The sequence below is a fragment of the uncultured Roseobacter sp. genome, from assembly GCF_947492555.1.
Taxonomy (GTDB): domain Bacteria; phylum Pseudomonadota; class Alphaproteobacteria; order Rhodobacterales; family Rhodobacteraceae; genus Roseobacter.
The window spans coordinates 440,353-461,832 of record NZ_CANLNE010000001.1; the positions used below are offsets into that span (position 1 = coordinate 440,353).

At 61.3% G+C, this 21,480-nt stretch carries 22 protein-coding genes; 10 read left to right on the forward strand and 12 right to left on the reverse strand.

The window, feature by feature from the left end; translation table 11 throughout:
* Positions 1 to 134: 134 nt before the first annotated feature.
* The 3 genes from Q1A07_RS02055 to Q1A07_RS02065 form a co-directional block, all read right to left on the reverse strand.
* Positions 135 to 1,649 carry a tripartite tricarboxylate transporter permease gene (locus Q1A07_RS02055; RefSeq protein ID WP_299777363.1) on the reverse strand — a complete coding sequence of 505 codons (1,515 nt, stop codon included), beginning with the start codon at positions 1,647 to 1,649 and terminating at the stop codon, positions 135 to 137.
* Complete coding sequence (locus Q1A07_RS02060; RefSeq protein WP_299777365.1) at positions 1,646 to 2,137, reverse strand: tripartite tricarboxylate transporter TctB family protein; 492 nt, start codon at positions 2,135 to 2,137, stop codon at positions 1,646 to 1,648. Before Q1A07_RS02060 ends, Q1A07_RS02055 begins: the two co-directional genes overlap by 4 nt.
* Positions 2,138 to 2,231: 94 nt before the next feature.
* Positions 2,232 to 3,206, reverse strand: coding sequence for a tripartite tricarboxylate transporter substrate binding protein (locus tag Q1A07_RS02065; RefSeq protein ID WP_299777367.1), 975 nt, complete (start codon positions 3,204 to 3,206; stop codon positions 2,232 to 2,234).
* 149 nt (positions 3,207 to 3,355) lie between these two features.
* Between Q1A07_RS02065 and Q1A07_RS02070 the strand changes: the two genes are divergently transcribed.
* Together Q1A07_RS02070 and Q1A07_RS02075 are read left to right on the forward strand one after the other, a co-directional pair.
* Positions 3,356 to 4,267 carry a LysR substrate-binding domain-containing protein gene (locus Q1A07_RS02070; protein WP_299777369.1) on the forward strand — a complete coding sequence of 304 codons (912 nt, stop codon included), beginning with the start codon at positions 3,356 to 3,358 and terminating at the stop codon, positions 4,265 to 4,267.
* Complete coding sequence (locus Q1A07_RS02075; protein ID WP_299777371.1) at positions 4,264 to 5,007, forward strand: sulfite exporter TauE/SafE family protein; 744 nt, start codon at positions 4,264 to 4,266, stop codon at positions 5,005 to 5,007. The genes Q1A07_RS02070 and Q1A07_RS02075 overlap by 4 nt, the downstream gene beginning before the upstream one ends.
* 7 nt (positions 5,008 to 5,014) lie before the next feature.
* Here the strand turns inward: Q1A07_RS02075 and Q1A07_RS02080 are convergent, their stop codons facing one another.
* The 7 genes from Q1A07_RS02080 to Q1A07_RS02110 are packed head-to-tail and all read right to left on the reverse strand — an operon-like array spanning position 5,015 to position 10,161.
* The gene (locus Q1A07_RS02080) at positions 5,015 to 5,683 is read right to left on the reverse strand and encodes a fumarate hydratase C-terminal domain-containing protein (RefSeq protein ID WP_299777373.1); all 669 of its coding nucleotides are present in this window, start codon (positions 5,681 to 5,683) and stop codon (positions 5,015 to 5,017) included.
* The gene (locus Q1A07_RS02085) at positions 5,680 to 6,636 is read right to left on the reverse strand and encodes a fumarate hydratase (protein WP_299777375.1); all 957 of its coding nucleotides are present in this window, start codon (positions 6,634 to 6,636) and stop codon (positions 5,680 to 5,682) included. The genes Q1A07_RS02080 and Q1A07_RS02085 overlap by 4 nt, the downstream gene beginning before the upstream one ends.
* Complete coding sequence (locus Q1A07_RS02090; RefSeq protein ID WP_299777377.1) at positions 6,633 to 6,962, reverse strand: hypothetical protein; 330 nt, start codon at positions 6,960 to 6,962, stop codon at positions 6,633 to 6,635. Before Q1A07_RS02090 ends, Q1A07_RS02085 begins: the two co-directional genes overlap by 4 nt.
* Complete coding sequence (locus Q1A07_RS02095; RefSeq protein WP_299777379.1) at positions 6,959 to 8,716, reverse strand: FAD-binding protein; 1,758 nt, start codon at positions 8,714 to 8,716, stop codon at positions 6,959 to 6,961. The genes Q1A07_RS02090 and Q1A07_RS02095 overlap by 4 nt, the downstream gene beginning before the upstream one ends.
* Before the next feature lie 3 nt (positions 8,717 to 8,719).
* A complete protein-coding gene (gene sdhC / locus Q1A07_RS02100) occupies positions 8,720 to 9,058 on the reverse strand; it encodes a succinate dehydrogenase, cytochrome b556 subunit (RefSeq protein ID WP_299777381.1) in 339 nt (112 codons plus the stop codon).
* Positions 9,055 to 9,399: a succinate dehydrogenase gene (locus Q1A07_RS02105; RefSeq protein ID WP_299777383.1), complete on the reverse strand. Its 345-nt coding sequence runs from the start codon at positions 9,397 to 9,399 to the stop codon at positions 9,055 to 9,057. The genes sdhC and Q1A07_RS02105 overlap by 4 nt, the downstream gene beginning before the upstream one ends.
* 3 nt (positions 9,400 to 9,402) lie before the next feature.
* Entirely contained in the window at positions 9,403 to 10,161 is a 759-nt protein-coding gene (locus tag Q1A07_RS02110) for a 2Fe-2S iron-sulfur cluster-binding protein (RefSeq protein ID WP_299777385.1), read from the reverse strand.
* A gap of 94 nt (positions 10,162 to 10,255) precedes the next feature.
* On the opposite strand from Q1A07_RS02110, the gene Q1A07_RS02115 reads away from it, so the two are divergent.
* Entirely contained in the window at positions 10,256 to 11,044 is a 789-nt protein-coding gene (locus tag Q1A07_RS02115) for a nitroreductase family protein (protein WP_299777387.1), read from the forward strand.
* A 6-nt stretch (positions 11,045 to 11,050) separates the two neighbouring features.
* Here Q1A07_RS02115 and Q1A07_RS02120 read toward each other — a convergent pair whose 3' ends face one another.
* A complete protein-coding gene (locus Q1A07_RS02120) occupies positions 11,051 to 12,367 on the reverse strand; it encodes an aspartate aminotransferase family protein (RefSeq protein ID WP_299777389.1) in 1,317 nt (438 codons plus the stop codon).
* 113 nt (positions 12,368 to 12,480) lie between these two features.
* Here Q1A07_RS02120 and Q1A07_RS02125 point away from each other — a divergent pair, with 113 nt between their 5' ends.
* From Q1A07_RS02125 to arsJ, 7 genes are all read left to right on the forward strand, one after another.
* Entirely contained in the window at positions 12,481 to 13,344 is an 864-nt protein-coding gene (locus tag Q1A07_RS02125; RefSeq protein WP_299777391.1) for a MurR/RpiR family transcriptional regulator, read from the forward strand.
* Positions 13,345 to 13,396: 52 nt separating this feature from the next.
* A complete protein-coding gene (locus Q1A07_RS02130; protein ID WP_299779113.1) occupies positions 13,397 to 14,347 on the forward strand; it encodes a TAXI family TRAP transporter solute-binding subunit in 951 nt (316 codons plus the stop codon).
* Between the two features lie 117 nt (positions 14,348 to 14,464).
* Positions 14,465 to 17,080 carry a TRAP transporter permease gene (locus tag Q1A07_RS02135; RefSeq protein WP_299777393.1) on the forward strand — a complete coding sequence of 872 codons (2,616 nt, stop codon included), beginning with the start codon at positions 14,465 to 14,467 and terminating at the stop codon, positions 17,078 to 17,080.
* On the forward strand, positions 17,077 to 17,508 hold the full coding sequence (locus Q1A07_RS02140; RefSeq protein WP_299777395.1) for a universal stress protein: 432 nt from the start codon (positions 17,077 to 17,079) through the stop codon (positions 17,506 to 17,508). The genes Q1A07_RS02135 and Q1A07_RS02140 overlap by 4 nt, the downstream gene beginning before the upstream one ends.
* 109 nt (positions 17,509 to 17,617) lie before the next feature.
* Complete coding sequence (locus Q1A07_RS02145; protein ID WP_299777397.1) at positions 17,618 to 18,454, forward strand: helix-turn-helix domain-containing protein; 837 nt, start codon at positions 17,618 to 17,620, stop codon at positions 18,452 to 18,454.
* Positions 18,451 to 19,449, forward strand: coding sequence for an ArsJ-associated glyceraldehyde-3-phosphate dehydrogenase (locus Q1A07_RS02150; RefSeq protein ID WP_299777399.1), 999 nt, complete (start codon positions 18,451 to 18,453; stop codon positions 19,447 to 19,449). Before Q1A07_RS02145 ends, Q1A07_RS02150 begins: the two co-directional genes overlap by 4 nt.
* Positions 19,446 to 20,720, forward strand: coding sequence for an organoarsenical effux MFS transporter ArsJ (arsJ, locus tag Q1A07_RS02155; RefSeq protein ID WP_299777401.1), 1,275 nt, complete (start codon positions 19,446 to 19,448; stop codon positions 20,718 to 20,720). Before Q1A07_RS02150 ends, arsJ begins: the two co-directional genes overlap by 4 nt.
* Here the strand turns inward: arsJ and Q1A07_RS02160 are convergent.
* On the reverse strand, positions 20,717 to 21,385 hold the full coding sequence (locus Q1A07_RS02160) for a DNA-3-methyladenine glycosylase I (RefSeq protein WP_299777403.1): 669 nt from the start codon (positions 21,383 to 21,385) through the stop codon (positions 20,717 to 20,719). The genes arsJ and Q1A07_RS02160 overlap by 4 nt on opposite strands.
* Positions 21,386 to 21,480: the final 95 nt, after the last annotated feature.

A 21,480-nucleotide genomic window follows, 5' to 3' on the forward strand; every position in this document is an offset into this window, starting at 1 on the left:
TGCGCGTATCCTGCCAAGCCTGCACGAAACCCGCGCCTGCCGCCAAATCACAATTTCAGTTTACCTCGTGAACGCCAGCAAAATGCCGCCAATGTGGTTTTCCTGCGTCACGTGCCAACCGGCCCGCCCGCGACCTAGTCCTTCACCTTTGGCGACAGGGCTGACGTACCTTTCACCGCCCGCACGCCTGCCCGCACAATCGCGACGATGGTCAGCAGGGTCATCGCCCAGAAGAACCACGTGATCGGGCCGCGCACCAGAATGGACGGGTCGCTGCCAGACATGAGCATGGACTGGCGGAAGTTATCCTCCAGCAGCGGGCCGAGGATGAAGGCGATGAGGAAGGGTGCTGCCGGGATATGATAGCGCACCATCATGAAACCGACCCAGCCCATCACGAACATCACGCCCACGTCAAAGATATTGTTGTTCACTGCAAAGACCCCGTAGATGCAGAGCACCAGTACGGCGGGGATCAGGATGCGCTTGGGGATGTCTGCTACGTATTTGAACCCGCGGATGGCGACGGTGCCGATCAGGAACAGGAAGACCGAACTGACGATCAGCCCGATGAAAAGCCCGTAGATGATGTCGACATTCAGGATGAACATCATCGGGCCGGGCTGCAGCCCGTGGATCATGAAGGCACCGATGATGATGGCGGTGATCACATCGCCCGGCACGCCAAGCGCCAGAAGCGGGATCAGCGTGGCGCCAGCTACCCCGTTGTTACCGGCCTCGGAGGCTGCCACCCCTTCGACCTCGCCCTTGCCGAAGTTCTCCTTGTTTTTCGACGTGCGCCGCGCCTCAGAGTAACTGAGGAACGCCGAGGGGGCCGCCCCAATGCCGGGGATAGAGCCAAGGAACACACCGATGAAACTGCCCCGTACGATGGATTTGAAGCTGCGGCGGTAGTCGGCAAAGCTGACCCAGTTCTTGCCGAGGCTGCGCGCCGTGCCGACATGCGCCGTCGGATGCCAGACCATGGCCAGGATTTCCGGGATGGCGAAGAGGCCAATCAGCACGGCGATAAAATTCAGGCCCCCCATCATATTCGGATCGCCGAAGGTGAAGCGGTTGGTACCGTAAACCAGATCGAGCCCGATGGTCGCCAACAGCAACCCGAGCAGCGCCGACAGCGCCCCGCGCAGCAGGCTTTCGCCCGAGACACCGGCGATGATGGTCAGGGAGAACAGGATGAGGGTGAAGAACTCCGGTGGCCCGAAGCTGAGCGCGAAGGACGCGAGCCAACCGGCAAAGAGAATGAGCGACAGGTTCGAGATGACATCCGCCGTACAGGAGGCCCAGAGCGCCATGCCCAGCGCGCGGCCTGCCTCACCCTTCTCGGCCATCGGGTAGCCGTCGAGGATCGTGGCGGAGGATGCAGGCGTGCCCGGTGTCTTGATCAGAATCGCCGGGATCGACCCGCCGAAAATGCCGCCCTTGTAGACCCCGAGCAGCAGCAGGATGCCGGTGATCGGTTGCATCGCGAAGGTAAAGGGCAGCGTCAGCGCCACCGCCATGGTCGCCGACATGCCGGGGATCGCGCCACCGATTACCCCAATGGCCACGCCCATGAAAAGCGCCAGAAAACTTTCGATGTTGCCCACAAGGCTGAGGCCGGCCGCGATGCTGTCCAGAAAGCTCATGGCAACCTCAGGATATTGCCCTGCGGGATCGCGACCCCGGCGACATGGGCAAAGAATGCATAGAGCACCAGTGGGATAATTACCGCACAGACCAGAGCCGTCACCGGATGGCGCGTGCGCACCAGAAAGGCAGTTGCGGCGAAGATCAGCATGGAGGTCAACACCATGCCCAGACGCGGCAAGGCAATCATCGTCAGCCCCATGATCACCGCCATGCCAGCGAGCCGCAGCCACGCCGCAGTCGGATCGTCACTGCGCGCGTTGACGGCCGCGCCCGTGTCCTCAAGTCGCAGTCCCGAAAACACCAGCCCGAGCCCGGCCAGACCGGTGAATCCGGCCAAAGCATAGGGCCAGAACAGCGGCGACAGGATGATGTTGCCCACGTTACTGGGCGAAGACACCCAGGCAGGAATGGCATAGACGACCAGAAAAACCGCTGCCAGCAGCGCGCCGAAGCCCAGCCGCAATTGCACCTGCCTTTGTGTCATCCTTCCTCCCCTCGCCCGTTCCGGGTCTCATGAAAAACGCCGGGCAGAGACAGTGCCCGGCGTTTCCGTCTCGCGCGCATCGCGGTCCTTGGACCTAGCCTTCGATCCTCATGCCCAGATCGTCAACAAGTTTCCGAAAGGTATTGTACTGCCCTTCGATGAAGGCATTCGCATCCTCGGGCGACATCAGTTCGATCACCGACCCCCGTGCGGTCATCTTTTCGAGGAACTCGGGATCTTCCGTCGCGGCCGCCATCCACGCGCCCCATTTGTCGGCGACATCATCCGGCAGGCCGTCCGGCCCGGCAATCCCGGTCCAGCCAACCAGCTGGTGCAACGCCGGTTTGCCCAAATCAGCCGCCGTAGGCACGTCGAACCCCGCCACCGGCTCTGCCGTGGTGACCATCAGCGGCACCAGTTGCTTGTTGGCCACAAAGCTCGCGATGGCGGAGGAATTGGTGCACAGGAATGTCGCCGTGCCGTTCAATACAGCCGTCGCAGCCGCCCCACCGCCCTTTTGCGGAATATGCGTGGTTTTGGTCAGCGGTTCCTCGACGCCGAACTCCGACAGCACCATGACGGCGGCCAGATGCAGCAAGGAACCGACACCGGAAGAGGAATAGGTCACCCCGCCCTCGTCCACCTTGGCGATCAGATCTTCCATCGAGGTGATGCCAGACGACGGGCTGACCGCGCAGGCCACCGGGTTGATCTCATAGACGGTGACAAAGCGGAAATCATCCAGCGTATAAGGCAGCGTGGCTTTCATCGCCGGGTTCACCGAATGCGAGCCCACCCGCGCGAAGAGCATCGTATAGCCGTCTTCCTTGGCGTTCTGCACCGCAACGGAGCCTGTCGCCCCGCCCGCACCGGTGACATTCGCCATCACCAGCGGCTTGCCCACCGCAGCGCCCAGAGGCTCAGCAATTGTACGGGCGGAGATGTCGGTCGCCCCGCCTGCCCCGTATGGAATGACCATGTTAATCGGGCGTTCGGGGTACTCCGCCAGGGCGGCTCCCGCCAGGCCAAGGCTCAAGGCGCAGACCGCGCCCAATGTTCTGAATGTCATCGTTTTCCTCCCAGTCGTGTCTTATTTCCGGACCTCCCCGAGCAAAGCCGACAGCGCCCTTGACAATTGGTAACGTTAAGACATGCTTCATAGAAGTAATAATAAATTACAGAATTGGTAAGTTCTGCTGACAAAAAGGATGCTGCTGGATGTCGATACGCACGCTGCGAACGCTGATCGCGGTGCATGATCACAAGACCTTCAGCGCGGCCGCAGATGCGGTTTACGTCACCCACGCCGCCGTCAGTCAGCAGATGCGCGCGCTGGAGGAAAACTGGGGCATCCAGCTTTTTGACCGTTCCAAACGCACGCCGGAACTGACACCGCTGGGCCGCGCGCTGGTGGCCAAGGCCCGCGATGTCGTGCGCGCCTACGACCAGATGCTGCCTTCCGTGCTGGGCGAAAGTGGTGTCAGCGGCGAAGTTTCTCTGGGCGCCTTGCCCACGACGCTGACCACGATGGTGCCGTCGGCGATTTCCATGCTGGTGGACGCCTACCCGGAGGTGCGCGTGCGTCTCTTTCCGGGGCTGACAATACAGTTGGTATCCCAACTCGAACGCGGGGCCTTGGACGCCGCGATCATCTCACGGCCCCAGCTGGTGCCCGCCGGCCTGGAGTTTCTGGAGATTGCCGAGGAACCGCTGCAACTGCTGGCCTCGCGCGATGTGCAGAGCGATGACCCCTTTGAGTTGCTGGCCAAGCACCCGTTCATCCGCTTCAACCGCGATGCGGTGGTTGGGCACATGATCGAAAGCTGGCTGCAGAAAAAGAACATCCGCGTCAGCGAAGCCATGGAATTGGACGGACTGGAGGCAATCTCCAGCATGGTGTTTGCCAACCTCGGTGTGGCGATTGCGCCGAAACGGGCGGTCAAGACCAACAACCCCCTGCCGCTGAAACGCCTGTCGCTGGGGGAGGACGCGCCGGTCCGGCGGCTGGGCCTCGCCTTTCCGCGCGACACGGCGCACGGGCCGATCCTGACGGAACTGCACAGCGTTTGCCTGCGGTCGGTTCAGATCGGCGCCTTCGGCGCGCAGACAAGTACAGAACCCGCTGCATGAGCGCCGAAGACATGATCTACCTGGTGATCGGCGCGCTGGCGGGCGGTTTCATCAACGGCTTGGCCGGGTTCGGCACCTCGCTCTTTGCCCTGGGGTTTTTCCTCACCATCATGCCCGCCGTCGAAGCCGTCGCCATCATCGTGGTGATCTCGGTGGTCAGCGGGCTCCAAGGCCTCTGGGTCGTGCGCGGTGCACTGACACAAAACCCGCGCCGGTTGGCCCGGTTTCTTCTGCCTGCGATCATCGGCATTCCACTGGGTGTCGCCTCTCTCAAGCAGATCGACGTGACCGCGCTCAAACTGCTCGTCGCGTTTTTCCTGATCCTTTACGGCGGATTTTTCACGCTCCGCCGCACCTTGCCAAAAATCGACCACCCGACCCCGATTATGGATTGCAGCGTTGGGTTTCTGGGCGGCGTCCTGGGCGGTGCGGCCTCTCTGTCCGGCGCGTTGCCAACGATGTGGTGCTCCATGCGGGCCTGGCCCAAATATGAAACCCGCGCCGTGCTGCAACCGTTTAACGTGACCGTGCTGGCCCTGACCGCCGTGATGCTCGCCTGGAACGGCGCCTATCACAGGCAGACCTTGCTGCACCTCACCGTTGCGCTGCCCACGGCCATCGTGGCGGCGCAAATCGGCATTGTCGTGTTCCGCAGGCTTGAGGACGAGACCTTTCGCCGGTTGCTGATCGCAGTGTGCTTTATCTCCGGCACGGTCCTACTGCTGCGCGAGCTGTTCTGACGCGGAGCTAACCGATCACCTCGTCAGACCGGTCGTCCGTCTCGCCGTAGCGCTTGAGCACGGCGGGCCGCGTGCCTTCATAGACCTTATCGAGATTTTGCACGATCTTGGCATTCTCGCGCTCGAACAGGCAGTCGCCGTCAAGGTTTGAGGCCACGATGAACGGGCCCATACGCCGCGCCCGGATCACCCACATCGCCTGGGCGATGCCCAGCTCCTCATGCCAATGCACCGCCTCTACCGTCTCCACCCCGCGCCCCAGCAGCGCGCCGGTGCCGTACCCAACCGTGGACAGATAGACCGCCCCGTTGGGCACGAAGTATTCCTTGTAATCCTTGGACGACATGCCCCCCTTGCCGATGATCAGCCGGGCACCGGTCTTGGCCATCCATTCCGGCAACCACTTGGCAAAGCGAAAACTGGCTGTCGCCGTGACAGCCCCCAGATCGAATGATCCATCCTCTCGGATCACTGCGGCGGGAGAGCAATGGAAATTCGCGGCACTTTGCGAGGGCAGTTCCATGGGAATGTTGGCCTTGTCCTCCAGCGCGCGCATATAAACACCTTCGCGCGCGGTGTAGATCAACCCATCAAGGTAGACGATATCGCCCAGACGCAGATCAGCAATGGCCTCTGGGGTTGGCGTCGTGGACAGCGTGACCTCGCGGATTTTCATTCTGCAGCCTCCCGCGCCGGTTCCCAGTCTATGGTCTCGCGGCGCTGATAGTCGGTAAACCAATCGGGGTCTGTGCGATGCTCGACGCGGCCATCGGGAAAAACACGTGCAACGGCCCGGCGCGACGACAGGCAGAACGCATGCACAGACATCTGCATACCGCCAGTGTGGCAATATCCGACTTCAATATTGCAGTCTATCACCATGTTTTTACCAACAAATCCCATCGCCCCCATACCGATTGAATTGCCCAGTTCCTTGAACTCATCCTCCATCGCCGCAATCTTCGGATCGGAGTTCCTGCTGCCCACCGTGCGCAGGACCGAGGCGCGCTTGCCCAGCACCATGCAGGTGTCTTTCGATCCCCCGAGTCCGATGCCGATGATCGCGGGTTGGCACGCGAGCCCGCGTTTGCCGAAGGCGACGAGACTGTCGAGGTAGAACCGCTTGATCCCCTGAATGCCGTCAGACGGAAACAGCATCCGGTAATCCGTGCCGAAAAGCCCGCCCTTGTGTACAGTGATCAGATCAATCCACTCCCCTTCCGGCTCGAACCCGTATTCAATCTCCGGCGCGCCGATGCCGACGTTGTTGTTGTGATCCGTACGCCAGAGCGGGTGCACCCGGTTGGGCCGTAAAGGCACGCCCGTTGTCGCATTGGCCGTGGCCCGACGTAGGGCGGCCTCCAACGCAATGGGGCCGCCTTCGATCCGCGCGTCATTGCCCATCTTCACGAACCAGCGCGGCACGCCCGTGTCGCCACACATCGCGCGCCTGTCTTCCTTCGCAGCCTCGTAATTCTCCAGCATCGCCTGCAGAACGAAGGACGAAAGATCGCCATCTTCCGTTGCCGCCGCAGCGCGCAGCCCGTCGAGATAATCCTGAGGGATCTCGATTGCCGCCTTGTCCATCAGGGTTTCAGCCGTCTTTTGAATGAGATCGATGGAAATCATCTGAAATCCTCCCGGTTGCGCGACACCAGCCCCCACATTTCATCCTCACCGGACCCGGAGAACGCGACCGCCCCCGCCCGGATCAACGCCATGCGCAGCGCATCGTCGTTTTCGAACCCGCGCAGGTGGTGCTTGATCTTCTTGAGGCTGCGTTTCTGGTAGCTCTGGTTTTCCAGCAGATGCCGGATCGCGGCTTCGACAGAATAATCCAGCTTCATCTCTTCGCGTAGCTTCTCAAGATCGTTCCGGGCGGACATGCGGGCGGTGACAAAGGCCAGCACGATGCTGCACGCCAGCGTAAGGAATGCGACAACGGCCTCGCTCATTGCGCCGCCACCAGCGTTTCGGGCTCACCCGCTGGCAAGATCGTCTCACCGGGGCGAACGATAGAGAAATCAATATCTTCCCGGGTTACGTTCACGTTACCCTCCTGCATCTGAGCAACCGTGAAGTAGGAAGCCTCCATCGCGCCTGCCTCTGGGAAATCCTCGCGGTAATGCGCGCCGCGGGAGTTTTCCCGCGCAAGCCCGGCCTTCGCAATCACCTCGGAAACCTCGCAAAGGCTCGCCATGTTCAGCCAGTCGTGCCACGTCAGATTGAAGGCCAGGTTCTCCGCCGCCACACCGACCTGCATCAGATCCTCACCAATCGCGCTGATCCTCTCCAACCCGCGTCTCATCCCTTGTGCCGTGCGCATCACGCCCACATCGTCCCACATGGCTTCCTGCAAGCGGTTGCGCAGCGGCTGCACCAGATCGGGTGCGCGCGACAGCGGGTGCGTGGCCCGGGCGTATTCAGCGGCCAGCACCTCTTCATCCGGGTCCCGCAGGGTCGTCATGCTGCGAATGTCGACACCCATCGTATCGCCAGCAATGCCACCATAGACGGTGGAATTCGCCACCCCGTTGCCACCCAGACGGTTGGAGCCATGGGCGCCGCCTGCATCCTCCCCCGCCACATAGAGACCTTCGAGAGCGGTGCGTGTCTCAACGTCGACAACAACGCCCCCCATGAAGTAATGCGCGGTCGGCACCACTTCGACCAGCCCCCCCGCCAGATCAAAGCCGCTGTCCTCGCAGCGTTTTACCATGCCTTTGAACTTGGCGCGCACATTCTCCGGCCCGAGGTGAGACATGGAAATGAACATGCCCACCTGATCGGGGTCGTTGCTCTTGCGCATTTCAGCGTAGATGCCCCGGCTGACCACATCGCGGGTCGCCCTTTCGCCCTTGCCATCGTAGTCAAACATGAACCGTTGGCCGGAGGCATTCAGCAACTGCCCACCTGCGCCGCGCAGCCCTTCTTCGAGAACAGTGCCGGTCATGCGGCTGTGCTCTCCTGCCAGCAGCCCGGTGGGGTGGAATTGCACCATCTCCATGTCCCGCAGCGGCAAGCCAGCCCGCAGCGCCATGGCCAGACCGTCCATCGTTTTATCACCGCTGGGCGTGTGATATTTGTACATGGTCGGGCCGCCGCCCGTGGCCATCAGCACCGTCTTGGCGCGCACAAACCGAAAGCGCCCCGTGCGCATGTCGATCATCAGCACACCAGCCAAGGCACTGCCGTCCTTCGTCGGGATCAACCCCACCGCCCGGTGTTCCTGCAGCTTTTCGACAGGGCGGCTCAGCACCTGCTCCATCAGGCGATTGATGATCTCGATGCCCGTTAAGTCGCCCTTGTGCACCGTCCGGTCAGCGGTCTGCCCGGCAAAGGCTTTCTGGTGCAGGGTGCCGTCGGGATTGCGGTCAAAGAAACAGCCGATCTCGTTTTCCAGCTCTCGGATGCGCACCACCGCCTGTTCGCAGAGCCGCCAGGCCATGTCCTGATTGGGCAGCCATTTGCCACCCTCAATCGTGTCCATGAAATGCCGCTCGACCGTGTCGCCACCGCCCAGTGCCACGTTATAGCCGCCCTGCACCATCCGCGTGCAGCCGCATTTGCCGATCAGCCCTTTCACCGCGATCGTGATTTTTGTGCCTTCGGGCGCGGCCTGCTGTGCGTGCAGCGCGGCGAAAAGCCCCGCGCCCCCGGTGCCGAGGATCAGAATATCCGTATCGTGTCGGTCGATGTTACCCGCCATCGGTCACACCACCTGCAGGAAAAACGTGCCGGAGATCAGGACCGCAATACCCACCGCACCCGCGGCCAGCGATTTCTGCGGTGCAGACCACGGCAACCATTCCATTGCCATCAGGCGCAAGCCGCCGAACACATGAACGGCCAGCAAAAAGATCAATCCGAATTCTGCAATTTTGACAATCGGTTGCTCGGCAAAGCTGAGAAACTGGTTGAGTTTTTCAGGTGCTGTCAACGCATAGGACAAGACCCAGAAATGCAATGGCAGAAACAGCGCCAGCGCAAGCCCGGACACGCGGTGCAGCACGAAAGCCAGCCAGAGTGGATGCGCGCGCGCGGGTTTCATGTCATCCCCGCGGGCCAGGTCACGGCAATCAGCGCCTGTGTGCCCATCGCCAGCAGCAACAGCCCCGTTCCCCAGGTAAATCCGGTCAGCGCGCGCCCCGTCAAACCGGTCATCTCATGCGCTATCACGCGGAGCCCGATGGCCGCATGTGTCGCGACGACCAGCACGAAGGAGCCATAGAACAAGAACCAGAAGATGGAGCCTTGCGTGCGACCCAAAATCTCTTCCGCCGACAGCCCGCCCTGCACAGCGTAGATCATCACCGCGATGTGCCCGAGGGTCAGCGGCGCCATGATCAGGGCCGTGATGCGCTGCAGCATGTAGAGGCGTAGATTCAGCATCGCTTACTTGCGCCTCCGAAAGAAGGATTTCGCCGTTTCCCGCTTCAACCCGGCGATGGCGGACATCGGGTCGAGGTCATTCGGGCAAAAGACAGTGCAACTGCCCATCGAATGACAGTTGTGGCAACCTCCGACTCCCGACACCGCATCCAAGATCTGGTCGTGCGCATCATGCTTTGCATCGTTCAACAGCGTCCAGGCGCGTTGCAGTGCGGCCGGACCGAGGTAGTCAGGATTGCCGGCCACCGTGTCACAGGCGGCATAGCAGATGGAACAGTTGATGCATTCTATTCCGGCGCTCGCCTCTACGCGGATCGCGTCTTGGGGATCGACTGGTGGGATGGGATCGTCCCGCGTGGCACTCGGCGCATGGGCACCTCCGGCGGTCACCCACTTGTCGAAAAACGGATCCATATCCGCGGCCAAGTCCTTGATCACTGGAAGGTTTCTTAGGGGCCCGATCTGTACCGCCCCGGCCTTCAGCACCTTTTTGACATGCGTGCGGCAGGTCCAGCGGGGTTGCCCGTTCACCATCATCGCGCAGGACCCGCACATGCCCACTCGGCAGGCAAAGCGGTAGGTCAGGGTCGCATCCGCGTAGTGCTGTATCCACGACACCACATCGAGGATCGTCTGGTTTTCCAGCGCCGGAACCTCAAAACGCTGATAGCCACCGCCCTCGGACGTGCCACGCCAGACCGAGACGTCAAGAGTGACGCCTTGCCCGTCCAATTCGCTTTCCTGACTTGTGACCGGTTTCATTGCGCCTATGGTATAACCGCCAGAATAACTAACGAGAAGGAATATGTACTTATGTTTCTTGTAAGTATTTCTTACTGTTTTAGCGGGTATTTCGATGTCTGAAACCGCGCTCTCTGCAGCCCTGACACAGCGCTTTGGCGAGACGCCGGAGGTCCCCGAGGTTCTGGCCAAAATCCCGGTGTTAAACGCCTTGGCCGCACGCGGTTCGTGCCGCAGTTTTACCGGTCAAACGGTTGATACGGACGTACTTGACACCCTTTGCGCATTGGCGCTTTGCGCGCCGTCAAAAAGCGATTTGCAACAGCGCGACATTCTCATAGTGACTGACCCGACACTGCTTGCGGCGCTGAAATCGCTGCTTGATGCGCAAGCCTGGATCGCCGATGCCCCGGCGATGGTCGTGTTTCTGGCCAACAACCGACGCCAGCGCCAAATGCAGATGATGCACAACCAACCCTTCCCGAACGATCACCTGGACGCGTTTTTCAATGCCAGTGTCGATGCGGGAATTGCTCTCGCCTTCTTCATGTCGGCAGCGGAGGCGGCGGGGCTGGGGTGCTGCCCGATCAGCACCATTCGCAACCACCTGCCGCGGGTCAAAGACCTTTTGGCCCTGCCGGATCACGTCTTTCCGGTGGCGGGCATGGCCGTGGGATACCCCAGTGCCGCACCGGGCGTCAGCGCCCGTCTGCCCTTAACCAAGACCGTCCATCGCGACCGGTTTTCGGATATCACCGAGGCAGACATCAAATCCTACGACACCCGCCGTCTGGCCGGGCAAAACGGTCCGGCATGGTCCGAAGCCAAGGCGAAGATGTACGCCGCCCCCCAGCGCACCGATTTTGCCGCCTTCCTCCGCAGCATCGGCTTCACGCTGGAGTGACGCAGATCACAACACCTCGTCGAAAGTCTTTTTCAATTTCGTGACGATCTCGTCCACATGGGCGTCTTCGATGATGAAGGGCGGTGCCAGCAGCACGTGATCGCCGGTCTGGCCATCGACGGTGCCGCCCATGGGATAACAGGCCAGCCCGTTCGACATGGCGGTCTGTTTGATCTGCTTGTTGATGCCCTTCGCCGGGTCGAAGGGTGTCTTGCTGGCCCGATCCTCGACGATCTCCAGGCCCCGAAACAGCCCGCGGCCGCGGATGTCTCCGATATGCGGATGCTGGCCAAACTCGGATTGCAGGGCGGACTGCAATTTCTCCCCCATCACCGCGCAGCGCTCAACCAAACCACCGGTCAGCTTCTTGAGCACCGCATTGCCCGCCGCACAAGCCGTGGGGTGACCAATGTAGGTATGGCCGTGCTGGAAAAAACCCGATCCATCGGCAATGGCCTGATGGATTTTGTCGGTGCATATCATCGCTCCGATGGGCTGGTACCCCGCACCAAGCCCCTTGGCGATGGTCACGATATCGGCGGTGATCCCCTCCTGTTCATGCGCGAACAGGCTGCCGGTGCGGCCCATGCCACACATGACCTCATCCAAGATCAGCAGGATGCCATATTGATCGCAGATCTCCCGGACACGTTTGAAGTAGCCCTCGACCGGCGGCACCGCGCCAAGTGTGGCGCCCACCACCGGCTCGGCCACGAATCCGATCACCGTCTCGGGCCCAAGACGCAGTAATTCCGCCTCCAACTCGTTGGCGACCCGTTGGCCGTAGTCAAACGCGCTCTCACCCTCCTGCTGGCCACGATAGGCGTAGCAGGGCGAGATCAGCGAGGTCTCCACCATGATCGGCGCAAAGGCCTGCTTGCGCCAGACGTTGCCGCCGGTGGCCAGCGCGCCAAGGGTGTTTCCATGATAGCTCTGCCGCCGCGCAATGAAATGCCGCCGTTCCGACTGGCCGATTTCCACAAAGTACTGACGCGCCAGTTTCAGTGCCGCCTCCACCGCCTCGGAACCGCCGGAGACGAAGTAGACCTTGTCCAGATCACCCGGTGCTTCTTCCACAAGCCGGTCCGCCAGTTCTTCCGCCGGATCAGAGGTAAAGAAGCTTGTGTGCGCATAAGCCAGCTGCGCCACCTGCGCCTGAATCGCTGCGATCACATCCGGGTCACCATGCCCGAGGCAGGACACCGCCGCACCGCCTGATCCGTCAAAATATTCATTGCCTTCAGCATCATAGAGGTACGCGCCTTTACCTATAGACGCCCGCCGAAGATTGGTCCTAGAGTGCCGGGCAAACACATGTGACATTCGAAATCTCCCTTGTTGCGCTGCCAAGTGTGAAACATATGGAGCCTTCGTTGACAATGCGCTGAAACAAATGAATCCTCTTCTGAGGATTCGTGACGGCTGGGGGAGCCTGCGTGGACGGACCACTCGATATCAGGATATCTGCGAGCTATGACGACCTCAGCGGCAAGCTGAAACAGGCCGCGGATTACCTTGTCGAGAACCAGATCGATATCGCGACCCGCTCCCTGCGGTCCGTGGCCGAACAAAGCGATATCGCGCCCGCGTCCTTTTCCCGCCTTGCGCGGGCCCTGGGATATGAGGATTTCGGTGCGTTGCGGGGGGATTTGCGCACCTCCATCGGGCGTCGCGTCAACCGCGCCACCCCGCGCGAGCAGCAGCTGTCCACCCTGCAGAGCGAAGGTCAAGTCGATTTCCCGGAAAGCTTTGCGGCCGCATGCGTCCGCAACATCGAGACCCTCGCCGGCAGCCTGCCCGCCTCGCAGCTGGAGGAGACGGTGCAGAAACTGCACGCGGCCCGCACGGTCATGGTGTTCGGCGCGCTCAGCTCAACCGGTGTCGCGGAACATCTGACCTATATGGCGGGCCTGCTTTTTGACAACTGGAGCCTGGCCGGGCGGATGGGCGCATCGCTGGGCGCGGGTCTGGCGGGCCTCTCCGACGAAGACGTGGTGATCGTCATCACCCAATCCCCCTTTTCGCCCCGCGCCGCGCGGGCGGCGGAACTGGCACGCGAAAACGGGTGCTTTGTGGTGGTCATCACCGACACCCACACCTGCCCGGCGCTTAAATATGCAGCAGCCGGGTTCATCACCCCCTCCAAGACACCGCATTTCTTTTCCTCCTACACGGCATCGCTTTTCTTCGTGGAAACCCTGATGGGCCTTCTGGCACGGATCGGGGGCGAGGCGTCGCGGCAGCGCATTGCCGAGGTGGAACAGAACAACCGCCGTTTACAAGAAGTTTCAGACGGCTAACCTACGACTCATAATCCAAATAAGGGAGACAAAAATGTTCAATGGATTGAAAATGACCGCCGCCGGTGCGGCGCTGGCGATGTTGACGGCGCCGGTTGCCATGGCGGAGGAATTCATCACCATCGGTACCGGTGGTGTCACGGGGGTCTACTACCCCACCGGTGGCGCGATCTGCCGTCTGGTGAACAAGGGCCGCAAAGAGCACGGCATCCGCTGCTCGGTCGAATCCACCGGCGGGTCGGTCTACAACATCAACACCATCCGCGCGGGCGAGCTGGAGTTCGGTGTCGCGCAATCCGACTGGCAGTACCACGCCTACAAAGGCACCTCGCGCTTTGAGGAGCAAGGGCCGTTTGAAGACCTGCGTGCCGTGTTCTCCGTGCACCCGGAGCCCTTCACAGTGGTGGCGCGTGCCGATGCCGGCATCACCAGCTTTGCCGATCTGAAAGGCAAGCGGGTCAATATCGGCAACCCCGGCTCCGGTCAGCGTGGCACCATGGAAGTGGTGATGGAGAAGATGGGCTGGAGCACATCCGATCTGGCGCTGGCGTCCGAACTGAAGGCGGCCGAGCAATCGGCAGCGCTTTGCGACAACCAGATCGATGCGATGATCTACACCGTGGGTCACCCCTCGGGCTCCATCCAGGAAGCCACAACCGCCTGCGATTCCGTGCTGGTTGAAGTTTCAGGTGCCGAGATCGACGCGCTGATCGGCGACAATTCCTACTACCGCTCCGCCAAGATCCCCGGCGGCATGTATCGTGGCACCGATGGTGACGTGGCCACCTTCGGCGTGGGCGCAACCTTCGTGACCTCCGCAAGCGTGTCCGAGGATGCGGTCTATGCGGTTGTTTCGGCTGTCTTTGACAACTTCGAAGACTTCAAGAAGCTGCACCCGGCCTTTGCTAACCTGACAGCGGAAGAAATGGCAACAGCTGGCCTGTCCGCGCCGCTGCACCCCGGTGCTGCGAAATACTACAAGGAAAAAGGCTGGGTTGAGTAAACCCACCCCATGCCAACGCGAGGGGCGGTCCGCCGCCCCTTGAAGCCCGCCAAAGGGCACACAAAACGACAAAAAGCCGCATCCAAAAATAACGCGGCACGTCAGGGAGACAGTTAAATGGCAGATAAGACAAGCGGCGGCCGCGCGCTGACCGAAGAAGAACTTCAGGACCTCGTCTCCTCGTCGGACGCAGGGGCCCGTAATCCGGCCGGGTCCGTCGGCACTTTTCTGGCGATTGTCGCAATCGTCTGGTCCCTGTTTCAGGTGATGCTGGCCTCGCCACTGTCCAATCAACTGTTGCCCGGATCGGTGATCAACAACTCGCGCCAGATCCATCTGGGTTTTGCCATTTTCCTGGCCTTCATGGCCTATCCGGCGCTGAAATCCAGCCCGCGTCACTACATCCCGATCCAGGATTGGGTGCTCGCGCTCGCTGGCACGTTCATAGCGCTCTATGGCTATATTTTTTACGACAAGATCGTGAATTCAGGTGGCCTCGCCGATGACACCGACAAGTGGTTCGCACTGGTTGGCCTGATCATCCTCTTCGAAGGCGCCCGCCGCGCGCTTGGCCCCGCCATGGCGATCATCGCCACGATCTTTCTGCTCTATGTGTTCTTTGGATCCTCAACCGCTGTGCCCGATGTGATCCGATGGAAAGGCGCGAGCTTGCAAAAGGCGATGAGCCATATGTGGATCACCTCCGAGGGGGTCTTTGGCATCGCGCTCGGGGTCTCAACGAAATTCGTCTTCCTCTTCGTGCTCTTCGGCGCGCTGCTCGATAAGGCGGGCGCGGGCAACTACTTCATCAAGATGGCTTTTGGCGCGCTGGGACACCTGCGCGGTGGTCCGGCGAAGGCCGCCGTGGTCGGCTCTGCCGCCACCGGCCTGATCTCGGGCTCCTCTATCGCCAATGTTGTGACCACCGGCACCTTTACCATCCCGCTGATGAAACGCGTGGGCTTCTCCTCCGAGAAGGGCGGCGCGGTCGAGGTGGCCTCTTCCGTGAACGGCCAGATCATGCCACCGGTGATGGGGGCCGCAGCCTTCCTGATGGTGGAATACGTGGGCATCTCTTACGTCGAGGTCATTACCCACGCCTTCCTGCCCGCAACGATTTCCTACATCGCGCTGGTCTATATCGTGCATCTGGAAGCGGTGAAGAACAACATGCCAACGCTGGGTAACCGCGTGGTCTCGATGGGCAAGACCATCGGCGGCATGGCGGCTTTCTTCGTCGGTTTTGCGCTGCTCTGCTACGGTGTGCAGTATCCGGTGAAATGGATCACGGCGCTGCTGCCCAACTCGGGCTTGCTGTTGTCGGCGCTGGTCTTCCTTGCCTATGTCGCACTGCTGGCGCTGGCCGCCAAGGTGCCCGATCTGCAGCCGGATGACCCCAATGCAGAAGAGATCGAACTGCCTGTTGTGGGCGAGATCTACAAGGCCGGTCTCTACTTCCTGCTGCCGATCATTGTGCTGGTCTACTTCCTGATGATCGAGCAGAAATCCCCCGGCCTTTCGGCCTTCTGGGCCACCTCGCTGCTCTTCGTGATCCTGCTGACACAGAAACCGCTCAAGTCGATCTTCCGCGGTGAAAACAACATGGCCAACGCCTTCAAGGACGGCGTGGTCGACCTGCTGCAGGGCCTGATCGACGGCGCACGTAATATGATCGGCATCGGCCTTGCCACCGCAACCGCCGGTGTCATCGTCGGCACGGTGACGCTAACGGGTGTCGGTCAGGTCATGGCCGACCTGGTTGAGTTCCTCTCAGGCGGCAACCTGATCCTGATGCTGATCATGGTGGGGCTTCTCAGCCTCATCCTCGGCATGGGCCTGCCCACGACGGCGAATTACATCGTGGTCTCGTCGCTGATGGCGGGTGTTGTGGTAGAGCTGGGCGCGCAGTCCGGCCTCATCGTGCCGCTGATCGCCGTGCACCTCTTTGTGTTTTATTTCGGGATCATGGCAGATGTGACGCCCCCCGTGGGCCTTGCCAGTTTCGCCGCCGCCGCGGTCTCAGGTGGCGATGCAATCCGCACGGGCTTTGTAGCGTTTTTCTACAGCCTGCGCACGGTTGCCCTGCCTTTCGTCTTCATCTTCAACACGGATTTGTTGTTGATCGATGTGGGATGGGCACAGGGCATACTGGTGTTCATAACGGCCACCATCGCCATCCTCGTCTTCACCGCTGGCACCATGGGCTATTTCCTGACCCGCAACCGGATCTATGAGAGCATAGCGCTGATCTTCATCGCCTTTATGCTCTTCCGTCCGGATTTCTTCATGGACCGCCTGCAGCCTCCGTTTGAGGATATCGCCCCGGCCAACTTTGCCGAGAAGGTGGAGAGCGCGCCCGTGGGTCGTGAATTCCGGGTGATCGTCAGCGGCCCCGACTTCGATACCGGCGAGACCAAGGAAACCACGCTGCTGGTGCCCATCGGTGAAGAAGCTGAAGGCACCCGGATGGAAGCCTACGGCCTGCTGACCGTTGAAGAGGGTGATGAAATCGCCTTGGAAGAGCCGCTCTTTGGCACACCCTATGCGGAAACCTTCCAGGGCTATGACTTCTACGGCGACGAATTCGTGACCGTCAAAGCCGTGAAGGCCCCGGCGGATCAGATGCCAAAGGAGCTAGTGTTCCTGCCGGCCCTGTTGTTCCTCGGGCTGATCGTCCTGCTGCAACGCGGCCGTGTGGGTAAAGAAGAAAAACAGGAAGGAGTCACCGCATGAGCCGTTCAGTTCTCTGCGCGATTGATGTCAGCCACAAGGGCCAGGACGCGGAGGTTCTGCGCGTGGCTAAAAAGCTCGCCGACCTCGACGGCGCATCGCTCGACGTGATGACGGTTGTGCCCGATTTCGGCGAAAGCATCGTCGGCAGTTTCTTCGAGGCCGACCACCACGAAAAGGCGGTCGCCGAGGCGCGTCAAATGCTGAGTGACGAAATCACCGCCAGCATTGGCGCGGATGTGGATGCGATGGTGCGCCATGTGGTGGCAACCGGGAACGCCTATGAGGAAATCCTGCATGTGGCGCGGGAGACGGATTGCGGGCTGATCGTGATCGGCGCCCACAAGCCGGACTTCAAGGATTACCTGCTGGGTCCGAACGCGGCCCGTGTTGTCCGGCACTCCAATTGCAGCGTGCACGTCGTCCGCTGATTGCTCCTTCTTTTTGACCTCTAAAACGCGCTCCAAAAGGGGCGCGTTTTTCTTTGCCCCCACCGCAGATCAGTCTTGCACGACTCATTATTTCATATATTCATGAAATATGGAAAAAAAATCTCTTCTCCGCCTCACCACACTCAGCCACCCTCAGCGACTGAGCGTCTTTCGCCTGCTGATGCGGCGCTATCCAGACGAGGTGCCCGCCGGTGAAATTGCCGCAGCCCTGTCTCTCAAGGCGTCCACGACCTCCGTCTACCTCGCGGCCCTGACGGACGCGGGCCTGATCCGCCAGCACCGGCAAGGCACCTCGCTGCTGTACCGTGCCGCGCCCGGCGCAGCAGGGGAGCTGATCGATTTCCTCTTCATTGACTGCTGCCGGGGCCGACCGGAGTTGTGCCCCCCTCTCGCCAAAGGAGCACCAAAGATGACCGACACCCGCTACAATGTTCTCTTCATCTGCACAGGCAATTCCGCCCGCTCGATCTTTGCCGAAACCATTCTGCGCGATCTGGACGGATCCCGGTTCAACGCCTATTCCGCCGGCACGCTGCCGACGTCCGAGTTGAACCCGCTGGCGGTGGAGATGCTGATCTCCAAGGGGCATGACACATCGACGTTACGATCCAAGCATACGTCGGAGTTTCAAAGCCCCGAGAGCCCGCGCATGGATTTTGTCTTTACCGTCTGCAATCAGGCCGCCAACGAGGAGTGTCCCTCCTGGGAGGGTCAGCCAATCAGCGGTCATTGGGGTCTGCCCGATCCGGTCAAGGCCAGTGGCAGCCTCGCCGAACGTCGGCTCGCCTTTCAACAGACCTATGGCGCGCTGCGCAACCGGCTGAAGGCCTTTGCCGCGCTGCCCATCAGCACGCTGGATGCCATTTCACTGCAAGCCGCCATAGATGATCTTGGCGCGGACCACCTGGAAGGAACCCCTGCATGACCACTTATGCCCTCAATGGCCTGGGCCGCATCGGCAAACTGGCACTGCGCCCCCTGCTGGAGCGTGGCGCAAAGATCGCCTGGATCAACGATGCGGTGGGCGATTCAGCCATGCACGCGCATCTGCTGGAATTCGACACGGTGCACGGGCGCTGGCCAGCGGATTTCGCCGCCGATGAGGACAGTATCACCATTGACCGCATCCGGCTGCCGGTGCACGGCGAGACCGATCTGGCAGCCCTGCCGCTGGACGGTGTGGATGTGGTGATCGACTGCACCGGTGTCTTCAAGACCGAAGCCACCCTTGCGCCCTATTTCGCCGCGGGCGTGAAAAAAGTCGTCGTCTCCGCACCGGTCAAGGACGGGCCAACCGCCAATATCGTCTATGGCGTGAACCACGACGTCTATGATCCAGCGCAGCACCAGATCGTGACAGCGGCCAGCTGCACGACCAACTGCATCGCGCCGGTGGTCAAGGTCGTGCACGAAAACCTCGGTATCAAACATGGCTCGATCACCACCATCCACGATGTCACCAACACACAGACCATCGTGGACCGCCCCGCCAAGGACCTCCGCCGCGCACGATCTGCACTGAATTCACTGATCCCCACCACCACGGGCAGCGCTACAGCGATCACGCTGATCTACCCGGAACTGACGGGCCGCCTGAACGGTCATGCCGTGCGGGTGCCGCTGCTGAACGCCTCGCTGACGGATTGTGTCTTTGAGCTTGAGCGGGAAACGACGGTCGAGGAAGTGAACGGGTTGTTCAAGGCGGCTGCACAGGGGGACCTCAAAGGCATTCTGGGCTATGAAACCCGCCCGCTGGTCAGCACCGATTACACCAACGACCCGCGCTCCGGGATCGTGGACGCGCCCTCGACCATGGTGGTGAATGGCACCCAGCTGAAAGTCTACGTCTGGTATGACAACGAATGGGGCTATGCCAACCGGCTGGCGGATGTGGCCTTCATGGTCGGCGCTTCCCTATGAGCGCCCCGCATGCAGGTGCGGCCTATGTGGCAGTGACGGCGGCCTATTGGGCCTTCATGCTGACCGATGGCGCGCTGCGCATGCTGGTGCTGCTGCACTTTCACACGCTGGGGTTTTCGCCGGTGCAACTGGCCTATCTCTTCGTGCTCTACGAGGTCGCGGGCGTGGTCACCAACCTCAGCGCGGGCTGGATCGCGGCGCGGTTTGGGCTGACCTCGACACTCTATGCGGGACTTGCGCTGCAGGTCGGCGCGCTGGTGGCCCTGGCGCAGCTTGACCCGAGCTGGACGGTTGCCGCTTCTGTGGTCTTTGTGATGGCGGTGCAAGGCGCCTCAGGCGTCGCCAAGGACCTCTCAAAGATGAGCGCGAAATCCGCCGTTAAACTGCTGGCCCCGGCCGAACAGGGAGGGCTCTTTCGCTGGGTGGCGCTGCTGACCGGCTCCAAGAATGCGGTGAAGGGCCTCGGCTTTCTGACCGGCGCGGTGCTGCTGGGCCTCGTCGGCCTTAAAATCGCCGTGCTGGGCATGGCGGCGGTGGTGGCGCTGATCCTGCTTGTGATCGTCGTGAAAATGCCCGCGGGGCTGCCCACGGGTCGCAAGGACGCGAAATTCCGCGAGGTTTTCTCCAAGAACGCCAATGTCAACTGGCTGAGCTTTGCGCGCGTCTTCCTCTTTGCCGCGCGCGATGTCTGGTTCGTGGTCGGCATCCCGATCTATTTCTACGCGGTGCTCTCCGATGGCACGGAGGCAGGCAACCGGGCCGCCTTCTTCACCATTGGCAGTTTCATGGCCCTCTGGATCATCCTCTACGGGGCGGTCCAGGCCGCAGCCCCGAAACTGCTGAAAGCCAAGGCGCGCCCGGAGGCTGACATCATCCGCGAGGCTCGCAATTGGGTCGCGGCACTGGTCATCATTCCGGCAGGCCTCGCACTGCTGACCTACATCACGCCGGAACCCACCGGCTGGCTGACGGCCACGCTGATCGGCGGGCTTTTGATATTCGGCGCGCTTTTTGCGGTCAATTCAGCGCTGCATTCCTATCTCATCCTCGCCTTCAGCACGGGCGAACGGGTCACGATGGATGTGGGGTTCTACTATATGGCCAATGCCGCCGGGCGCCTGCTGGGCACGGTGCTGTCGGGGGCCAGCTATCAGATCGGCGGCCTGCCGCTCTGTCTGGGAACGGCCGCCGCGCTGCTTGCGCTCAGCACGTTCGGCGCAGGCCGTCTGAGGGCCTCGGAAAGCGGTCAATTCGCCGAGGGCAATGCCTAACCGGTACTGGTGGCCAAGATCCGGCTGATCTCTTTCAACGACCGTCCGGAGGCGTGGTGCCACGTCGAAAATGCTTCCTGCACTGCGGTCATGGCCCCTTTGGACGTTGGCGGTTTGTCGATCACCCCTTCGGCAATCAACCGGGTGACCACGTCCTGGGACAGGATGTAACCGTCCACCCCCATGAACCGCAGGAAGTACTGCCCCGACGTCCCACCGAGCCGTGTCCCTTCGGACTTGAGATGTGCCAGCAGCCCCGAAAAATCATCCACGCCCCAGCTTGCAACAAAAGCCCCAAAGCTGCCATGCGCATCGGCTTGCGCCCGCACATAGACCGCGTTTTCCTGCACGGCGCGGATTTTCGGCCCGTGACGCACGATTGAGGTATCGGTGATCAGCGCATCGAACCAATCGTCATCCATCATGGAACACACACCCGGATCGAACCCCTTGAACGCGGTTTCAAACCCCGGCCACATTGCCTCCACGACCTTCCAGTTGAAACCGGCATTGAAGATCGCGCGCGACATGGCGGCCAGCCAGCGGTCATCCGAGGTCGCTGCCAACTGGTCCGCCGTCTTGGCAGGCTCAAAGCCTTCGAAGATCGCCGCTTCGGACCCTTTTCGTTCAACGCTGATCGCCAATATCTCTTCCAGGGTGCGCATATGATCCTCCTTCTCGCTGGCGCATCAGTCTAGCCCCGCCGATGCACCCGCGAAATGCCCATTGTGGCACAGGCGCCTGTGCAAAAATCACGCCC

Bases quoted from the DNA above. Each gene is read 5' to 3' on its own strand.
- Q1A07_RS02055 (WP_299777363.1), bottom strand. From the start codon at position 1,649: ATGAGCTTTCTGGACAGCATCGCGGCCGGCCTCAGCCTTGTGGGCAAC.
- Q1A07_RS02060 (WP_299777365.1), bottom strand. From the start codon at position 2,137: ATGACACAAAGGCAGGTGCAATTGCGGCTGGGCTTCGGCGCGCTGCTG.
- Q1A07_RS02065 (WP_299777367.1), bottom strand. From the start codon at position 3,206: ATGACATTCAGAACATTGGGCGCGGTCTGCGCCTTGAGCCTTGGCCTG.
- Q1A07_RS02070 (WP_299777369.1), top strand. From the start codon at position 3,356: ATGTCGATACGCACGCTGCGAACGCTGATCGCGGTGCATGATCACAAG.
- Q1A07_RS02075 (WP_299777371.1), top strand. From the start codon at position 4,264: ATGAGCGCCGAAGACATGATCTACCTGGTGATCGGCGCGCTGGCGGGC.
- Q1A07_RS02080 (WP_299777373.1), bottom strand. From the start codon at position 5,683: ATGAAAATCCGCGAGGTCACGCTGTCCACGACGCCAACCCCAGAGGCC.
- Q1A07_RS02085 (WP_299777375.1), bottom strand. From the start codon at position 6,636: ATGATTTCCATCGATCTCATTCAAAAGACGGCTGAAACCCTGATGGAC.
- Q1A07_RS02090 (WP_299777377.1), bottom strand. From the start codon at position 6,962: ATGAGCGAGGCCGTTGTCGCATTCCTTACGCTGGCGTGCAGCATCGTG.
- Q1A07_RS02095 (WP_299777379.1), bottom strand. From the start codon at position 8,716: ATGGCGGGTAACATCGACCGACACGATACGGATATTCTGATCCTCGGC.
- sdhC (WP_299777381.1), bottom strand. From the start codon at position 9,058: ATGAAACCCGCGCGCGCGCATCCACTCTGGCTGGCTTTCGTGCTGCAC.
- Q1A07_RS02105 (WP_299777383.1), bottom strand. From the start codon at position 9,399: ATGCTGAATCTACGCCTCTACATGCTGCAGCGCATCACGGCCCTGATC.
- Q1A07_RS02110 (WP_299777385.1), bottom strand. From the start codon at position 10,161: ATGAAACCGGTCACAAGTCAGGAAAGCGAATTGGACGGGCAAGGCGTC.
- Q1A07_RS02115 (WP_299777387.1), top strand. From the start codon at position 10,256: ATGTCTGAAACCGCGCTCTCTGCAGCCCTGACACAGCGCTTTGGCGAG.
- Q1A07_RS02120 (WP_299777389.1), bottom strand. From the start codon at position 12,367: ATGTCACATGTGTTTGCCCGGCACTCTAGGACCAATCTTCGGCGGGCG.
- Q1A07_RS02130 (WP_299779113.1), top strand. From the start codon at position 13,397: ATGACCGCCGCCGGTGCGGCGCTGGCGATGTTGACGGCGCCGGTTGCC.
- Q1A07_RS02135 (WP_299777393.1), top strand. From the start codon at position 14,465: ATGGCAGATAAGACAAGCGGCGGCCGCGCGCTGACCGAAGAAGAACTT.
- Q1A07_RS02140 (WP_299777395.1), top strand. From the start codon at position 17,077: ATGAGCCGTTCAGTTCTCTGCGCGATTGATGTCAGCCACAAGGGCCAG.
- Q1A07_RS02145 (WP_299777397.1), top strand. From the start codon at position 17,618: ATGGAAAAAAAATCTCTTCTCCGCCTCACCACACTCAGCCACCCTCAG.
- Q1A07_RS02150 (WP_299777399.1), top strand. From the start codon at position 18,451: ATGACCACTTATGCCCTCAATGGCCTGGGCCGCATCGGCAAACTGGCA.
- arsJ (WP_299777401.1), top strand. From the start codon at position 19,446: ATGAGCGCCCCGCATGCAGGTGCGGCCTATGTGGCAGTGACGGCGGCC.
- Q1A07_RS02160 (WP_299777403.1), bottom strand. From the start codon at position 21,385: ATGCGCACCCTGGAAGAGATATTGGCGATCAGCGTTGAACGAAAAGGG.